This is a genomic window from Pseudomonas sp. RA_105y_Pfl2_P56, from assembly GCF_963970845.1.
In the GTDB taxonomy this organism is placed as follows: Bacteria; Pseudomonadota; Gammaproteobacteria; order Pseudomonadales; family Pseudomonadaceae; genus Aquipseudomonas; species Aquipseudomonas baetica_A.
The window spans coordinates 1-7,410 of the sequence record NZ_CAXAPL010000076.1; the positions used below are offsets into that span (position 1 = coordinate 1).

Annotated in this window: 4 protein-coding genes and 1 pseudogene; all 5 read left to right on the forward strand. The window is 53.9% G+C overall.

The window, feature by feature from the left end; all coding sequences use genetic code 11:
- Positions 1–1,862, forward strand: a 1,862-nt coding sequence (gene tssI / locus AACY11_RS27820) for a type VI secretion system Vgr family protein (protein WP_339496254.1), incomplete at its 5' end; no start/stop codon positions are given.
- Positions 1,859–5,131 (forward strand): hypothetical protein, encoded by a 3,273-nt coding sequence (locus tag AACY11_RS27825; RefSeq protein ID WP_339496255.1) that lies wholly within the window; start codon positions 1,859–1,861, stop codon positions 5,129–5,131. The genes tssI (AACY11_RS27820) and AACY11_RS27825, both read left to right, overlap by 4 nt.
- A 593-nt stretch (positions 5,132–5,724) precedes the next feature.
- The gene (locus AACY11_RS27830; RefSeq protein WP_339434338.1) at positions 5,725–6,354 is read left to right on the forward strand and encodes a hypothetical protein; all 630 of its coding nucleotides are present in this window, start codon (positions 5,725–5,727) and stop codon (positions 6,352–6,354) included.
- Between the two features lie 14 nt (positions 6,355–6,368).
- Positions 6,369–6,518, forward strand: a pseudogene (locus AACY11_RS27835) (Hcp family type VI secretion system effector); the annotation flags it as partial.
- Positions 6,519–6,650: 132 nt separating this feature from the next.
- On the forward strand, positions 6,651–7,410 hold a 760-nt coding region (gene tssI / locus AACY11_RS27840), incomplete at its 3' end, for a type VI secretion system tip protein TssI/VgrG (protein ID WP_339496256.1).

Here is a 7,410-nt window from a genome sequence, read left to right on the forward strand (position 1 = left end):
CAGCGCAAGGTGATTCCGGCAAACGCCTGACCCGTTATTCGGTAACCCTGCGCCCGCAACTGGCGTACCTCGCGCACCGCGTCAACCAGCGCATCTTCCAGAACCTCAGCGTGCCGAAAATCATCGGCATGGTTCTCGAAGAACACGGCATCCAGAGCAACGCCTACGATTTCCAGACCCACTCGATTTACCCCGAGCGCATTTATTGCGTGCAATACGACGAGTCAGACCTGCACTTCATCCAGCGCCTGTGCGAAGAAGAAGGCATTCACTACCACTTCCAGCACAGCGCCACGGCGCACAAGCTTGTTTTCGGCGATGACCAAACGGTGTTCCCGAAACTTGCGCCTGTGGCCTATCAGCAAGACTCCGGCATGGTCGCCAGCGACCCGGTGATCAAGCGCTTCGACCTGCGCCTGGAAACCCGCACCAGCCGCACCACACGCCGCGATTACGACTTCGAAAAACCACGCCTGACGCTGGAAAGCGAAAACCGTGGCGACGCCCTGCCCGACCTCGAAGACTACGATTACCCGGGCCGTTTCATCGACCGCGAGCGCGGCAAACACCTGGCCAAACGCGCCCTCGAACGCCACCGCAGCGACTTCCAGCTCGCCGAAGGCAAAAGCGATCAGCCGTTGCTGGTCAGCGGCCACTTCCTCGCGCTGACCGAGCACCCAAAAGCCAAGTGGAACGACCTGTGGCTGCTGACCGAAGTGCTGCACGAAGGCAAACAGCCGCAAGTGCTCGAAGAATCGGTGACCAGCGACACCACCGCGCTGAAAGACGATTTCCACCAGGGCTACCGCAACCGCTTCCAGGCCACCCCGTGGGACGTGCCAAACCGCCCGCCCCTGCGCCACCCGAAACCGCGCATCCTCGGCAGCCAAAGCGCCGTGGTCACCGGCCCCAAAGGCGAAGAAATCCACTGCGACCAGTACGGCCGCGTCAAGGTGCAATTCCACTGGGACCGCGAAGGCCAGGCCGACGACAAAACCAGTTGCTGGCTACGCGTCTCCAGCGCCTGGGCCGGCGCCCAATACGGCGGCATAGCCATCCCGCGCATCGGCATGGAAGTGCTGGTGACCTTCCTCGAAGGCGACCCCGACCAACCGCTAATCAGCGGTTGCCTGTACCACAAGGAAAACACCGTCCCCTACGCCCTGCCGGCGAACAAGACCCGCAGTACGTTCAAAACCCTGAGTTCAATGGGTGGCGGCGGTTACAACGAACTGCGCATCGAAGACAAAAAAGGTCAGGAGCAGATCTACCTGCACGCCCAGCGCGACTGGGACGAGAACATCGAGCACGACCAGAAGATTCGGGTCGGCAATGAGCGTCACGACACCGTTGAAAAGAACAGCTACACAGAGTTCAAGGCCGAAGAACACCACACGGTTTTTGAGGACCGCAAGGTTGAGGCGCAAGCCAATGATCACCTGACGGTTGGGGTGAATCAGCACATCAAGATTGGCACTGGGCAGTTCATTGATGCGGGGCAGGAAATCCATCTTGATAGCGGCATCAAGGTCGTGCTGGAAGCGGGAGCTGAGCTGACGCTGATCGGAGGGGGCAGCTTTATCAAGATCGACGCCGCTGGCGTTACCATGAGCGGCCCGGTGATCAACATCAACTCCGGCGGCAGCCCCGGAAGCGGTACTGGCGCTGCTGCGGTACTTCCTGTACCGCCCAAGCCGGCCGATACCGCACCGGTCGGGCAAACGCTGGGCAACGCACCGGTCAACACGGCCGCACCAAGAAAAACCAGCGAGAAAGGCAAAGAGGCGCTCATCGTAGACGTGTGGGGAGACCCGGATTTGGGCAGTCAATTGCAATTGTTGGGGCCAGAGGACAAGGCATGAGTGAGTTCAAGGACAAGTCCATTACCGAAGGGACGCGCAAGAAGACTGACTACGATAATGATCAGAAATCACGATTAGCACTAAGTGTTGATCGAATCGATGGCGGCAAGCTGCAAATCCCTATCATGGTGGATGCGAAAACCACCGAAGAGCTGGACAAGTACCAGCAAAATACTTTGCTCGCGATTACCCCTTTGGCCCGCCTGCCGGGCCACGACAAGCTCAATGAAACCCTGCAAGGCGGCGTACCGCGTGTGGGCCGCGTTTATGTATTCCAAAACAACAAGGTTTGGCGTGAACTCGCTACCGACGGCAAAGGACAACTGTCCGAAGTTGACCTGGTTCACTGGCGGAAACTCGCGGATAAAAAAGGCAACGCCGATAAACGCGAGCCGGTGGGCGTTAAACAGCAACTGATTCTAGTGCCGATGTTTCTTCAGGGCCGATTTGTGGGTCGACAATTCAGCATGGCCTTCAGCGAAGTTTCCTGGACATGGGAATACATCACTTGGCTGGAAGAAGACCCAAGCCGCATCAAGGCACGCAGCCAAAATATGGCCTCCGCCTGGGCAGCAACAGCGGGTGAAACCACGATCTGGAAGGCCACCTCAATTCATCCCGCGACGCCAATCAAAAAACTGACCAAGGGGCTGCGCTCTCGGGATTTCAGCATTGAAGCTGCGATGGAAGACCCTGCGGAGTTCACTCCGGACTTCGCAGCCTTCAAACCCGATGCGTTAATCCTGAAGCTGCAAAAGCGCAAAGAAGAACTGGCTCAAAAAATCAAACATACGCCACCACCAGCCCTGCCAGCGTTGGAGGCGGGAGAGGATTTGTTGGCTCAAAAGGGGCTGCGTGATTACCCGCATCTGATTGGCATGATTCTCGATGACCCGTTGTTCGCCCTTCGTCATGCGACTTCACAGGTAAAGGAATGCGTCGATTATCTGCAAACCCTTAATGCCTTGGTCCCTCACCAATCCCACGGGCGATATGCACAAGTTTTATACAGCACACTGGCGGGCCCTCTTGCAGATCTAAAAGACAAAGTCGACCTACCCAAATTGCAAACGGTGGTATTCGAAGAAGAACGTGAAAAGTCCCGTGAGAAGCTGGCAAAAAGACTGTCGATACTTGTCGATGTGTTGGACAAACAACTCCAACCAACACTCCTCGACTGGTGCTATCGGAATGATGAAGGCTTAGTCGAGCCCTATAGCCTACTGACCCTGGCCCTTGACGCTCTAAATCAGGTACCCGAGCGTAGCGATGTCATGTATACCGGCAAAGGTTATACGGAACTGACCGGTTCCATTAATCGACTCGTACAAAACCTGCTGCAAGGACAGCACCCACTGGGTAGCCTGCTGCTAGCAAAAACCGCTGAGCAACTTCCAGAACTTGTAAAACGTCTAAAATCCATGCGCAACAGTGGGCAAGCGCCAGTACCGGAAGCCATGGGGTTGAGTACATTGATGCTGACGGCATCGTTAACTGGCGAAGTTGACCAACCCAGCGCCGGAAAAGGTTTTGCATATTTCCTCGCAGACTTACTCGATAACTTCGGTGCCAGCGTCGTGGCCCAAATCGGTCGTTTGTCTCAGAATGCGTCTAAGATCCAGCTTGATCGCTTGTTTTCCCCTACATTTGTAACCTTGGCTGCACTTTCGCCAAAAATCACAGAGATCAAGTTGATGCCTTACGGTCAGGCACTGGCTCAAGAGTATGTTGTCATCGGTGTGCAAGGTGCAGGACTGCGTGGCGGACTTACTGACGTCGAACGCCAGGCACTCACTCGCAAAAGTTACCGTTACGCGACGCTTCACGATCAGTCCGGCACAAGTGTGGGAAGTACCAGTCCACGCGGCTCAACAGCAGGTCAGCCTGCATTGCGCAATGTCACGGTCATTGCGGTCCCAAAAGGGAATGCAGACCTGGCCAACTACAGTGCATTCCGAGTTCGTTTTGGCGCTTTGACCCAGACGATGGAAAAGAACAAAGCCGTGCCTACGTTGATGGTGGCGTTCGCTGCTTATAATCTTTGGGTCCAAATAAAAGCATATGATGACCTTAATGCAAGCGGTGAATGGGGACGAGGGATCGCCGGGCTTGCAAGTGCTTCGATGGACTTAATTGCGGCCCTCGGAAGTCATAGCAAACTATTGATCGGCCCTGCCTTTGAGCAACAACTGACCAAACCTCGATTTAATGTAGAAAAAATTTCCACTCGTTGGGCAGAAAATTTAAAACTGCAAACAGGTAGTCCAAAGTTACCGATCCTCAGAGCGGTAGGAGGATCGGCTACGGTTGGTGGTGCATTATTGAGCGGGTGGGATAGCTACCGCGCGCTGGATCAGGGAGATACGAATGCAGCCGCAGCTTATGGTGTAGCCGCAGCAGGAGGTGGTCTATGGGCAGCCTACGGTTTCGGGCTAGTCCTTAATCCTTACGCTCTTGTGATCGGTATGGTTCTATCCATCGGTGGCACTATTGCGGCCAACTTGTTAACGGATAGCGATATCGAAATCGTTGTAAAAAAAGGTCCTTTCGGCAATCAGTTTGCCGAAGCAGGAATACTAGACAAAGCCTTAGGCAATGCTCAACGCTTCTCTCACTTGAAAGACCAACAGGTTGCCTTTCAGCAATTGCTCGGAATTATCGGAAAACCACAAATTTTCGTGCATCGATTGAGCGAGTGGCGGAAAAGAGCTCCAGCATCACACCTCAAAATACTACAACAGGCAGATTCTGATCGTGCACCACTTCCAAGCACGGAATTACAATGCGTCGCTCCTGGAAAACAGACATTGGTAGACCAAGACTGGGTCATCGTCCTCAGCTCTCCGCTACTGTCTATGTTCGAAAACAACAAGCAGTTTCAATTAATCGCGCAGGAATTCCAGAGCAGTATGCGTGTCAACGGTGTTTTCGACATCAAACGTTATCAACGTGTACCTGCTGCGCCCCCTAAGTTCGCTGCACTCTCAATCGACACCACCAGTGTTCTCTATGTACTTCCTGCCAATTTTCCAGTTGTACAACTAAGTCCTTTGGATCGCCACAGTATACGTATCACTCAGGGTCTAAAAGTAAGTGCTCAATTTGAACTTAGTTCCGATCAAGCAGACGAGAGTTTAGTATTACCTCAACCTAGCCCAAAATCCTGGTCGGCCTTCACCGCTGCCAATCGTCGTTTGCCACCGGACGATTTAAAACCGGACGCCGCGCCACCGTATTGGCAGATTGAAACTACTGAGACTTTAGCATGACCATAAGAATGGAAAAACCATACGATATTGGTGCTTATCGCAGCGATAACACTGACCCTCTGCCACCGCCGAAATGGGCAAAAGATGCCAATCGGTCAGGGAGCTTTGATACTCATCTTGCCTTCGGTCATTACGCTAATTTAGACCCTGAGATGGAGATCACGGCTCAACTGGAAAGTAAAAAGCAGATAACAAACCAGAGACTGCAAGACAAGACCAAAGAAGAATTATATTGTGGAGCCATTCGATGGCGCTTTCAAAACTCTAGCAAAATCCCGCACTTACTATTTGTACTTAAAATTCTGTGTTTCACATTCATATGGACACCGTGGACTATATGGATATTCGGTTCAATCAAACCGGAGCTCGGCTACGGCCCTCCCGAAGTTGGACTTGGCCTGCTAATCGCACTTTCGGCCGTAACTCTAATGCTCACATCTTTAACTTTATATATGACAGGAAAGAGAACGGTCCACCTCCTGCAAATCTTCGGCCTTATAGTAAACAGCAGCATTGTATATTGGCTAAAAGACTCGATCCTTGGCGACGATGGTATGCAGATCGCTCTATGGGCCGGTGCTTTCTTATATTTCATGGCCACTTTGGGTTCAGACTCGCTGATTTGGCTCCACAGTAAAATAAGCACCCACGACGGAAGCGAGTTCAACCGCCTTGACGGTATGCTTCGTTTCAAGCGTCGCTTCCGTCGTCTCTTCGTTGCCCCATTTGAAGAGTTCGATCCGGTGCTGCAACTGCTTCCAAGCGGTTATGGCTCCCACGACTACGCGTTGTGGCTGCATCATCGCTATACCGACACCAAAATTTGCTTGGCGACCAAGGTTCACTCGCTGGGATTGGATCAGGCCAACACACTCGCTTTTTGGGATTGTCTACAGCGTTACATGGATATCACGCAGCCGCTGCCTGACCTGCCTGTGCTTGAGCAAAGTCGCCATCTTGATCCCGTGACAGTGGCCCACGACGCAAAAACTAGCCGCAACCCACGACGATGGAGAGATCAGTCGGAGAAAGGATGGATCACAGGCGGCCAGAAGGCTCTGGCCAAACAGTTGCAGGAATATCCATGGCAAAAAGAACCCTGCATCGTGAAAGCGCGTATCGATCCATCGTTGACGATTGAGGCGTATTACCGCGTTCAAGAAGCAAAAGGGATACATGCAACTCCGAAAGCCGATGACTTCGATAATATTCATCGTTCATGATTACCTATGCCGCCATCAACAACAAAATGCACAACTGCCAGGATCCAGGAAACTCGCACTTCACCCACCTGGAAGAAGTGCAGTTCACCTACCGCAAAATCACCTGGACCCACGAAGTATCCGGTACTTCGGGTTCCGATGACTGGCGTGCTCCAGTCGTTTAATTACGGCTGATCGTTACAAGCATCGGCCAGCTCTGCTGGTCGATGTTGTTTACCCCCCTCCAGAATTTCGCGTACGTTGACCCGCTTTTGCGGCCGTCGACGAGCGCCGCTGTACAGCACGAGGAACAAGGGATGTTCGCGCCGGCCAATGAAACCCACTTTGCCCTGACCATCGAAGGGCTCTCCGCCGATTTTCAGGTGTTTACCCTCACCGGCCGAGAAGCCATCAGCCAGCCCTTTGTCTTCGAGGTGGAGCTGGTCAGTGAAAAACCGTCGCTGGACCTCGAGACCCTGCTGCACAAACCGGCCTTCCTGCAGTTGTCGCCCGACGGCAGCGGCATCCACGGCCAGATCTACCGCGCCGCCCAGGGTGATTCCGGCAAACGCCTGACTCGCTATTCGCTGACCCTGCGCCCGCAACTGTCGTACCTGGCGCACCGCGTCAACCAGCGCATCTTCCAGAACCTCAGCGTGCCGAAGATCATCGGCATGGTTCTCGAAGAACACGGCATCCAGAGCAACGCCTACGAATTCCAGACCGGCTCGATCTATCCCGAGCGCATTTACTGCGTGCAATACGACGAGTCAGACCTGCACTTCATCCAGCGCCTGTGCGAAGAAGAAGGCATTCACTACCACTTCCAGCACAGCGCCACGGCGCACAAGCTTGTTTTCGGCGATGACCAAACGGTGTTCCCGAAACTTGCGCCTGTGGCCTATCAGCAAGACTCCGGCATGGTCGCCAGCAACCCGGTGATCAAGCGTTTCGACCTGCGCCTGGAAACCCGCACCAGCCGCACCACACGCCGCGATTACGACTTCGAAAAACCACGCCTGACGCTGGAAAGCGAAAACCGTGGCGACGCCCTGCCCGACCTCGAAGACTACGATT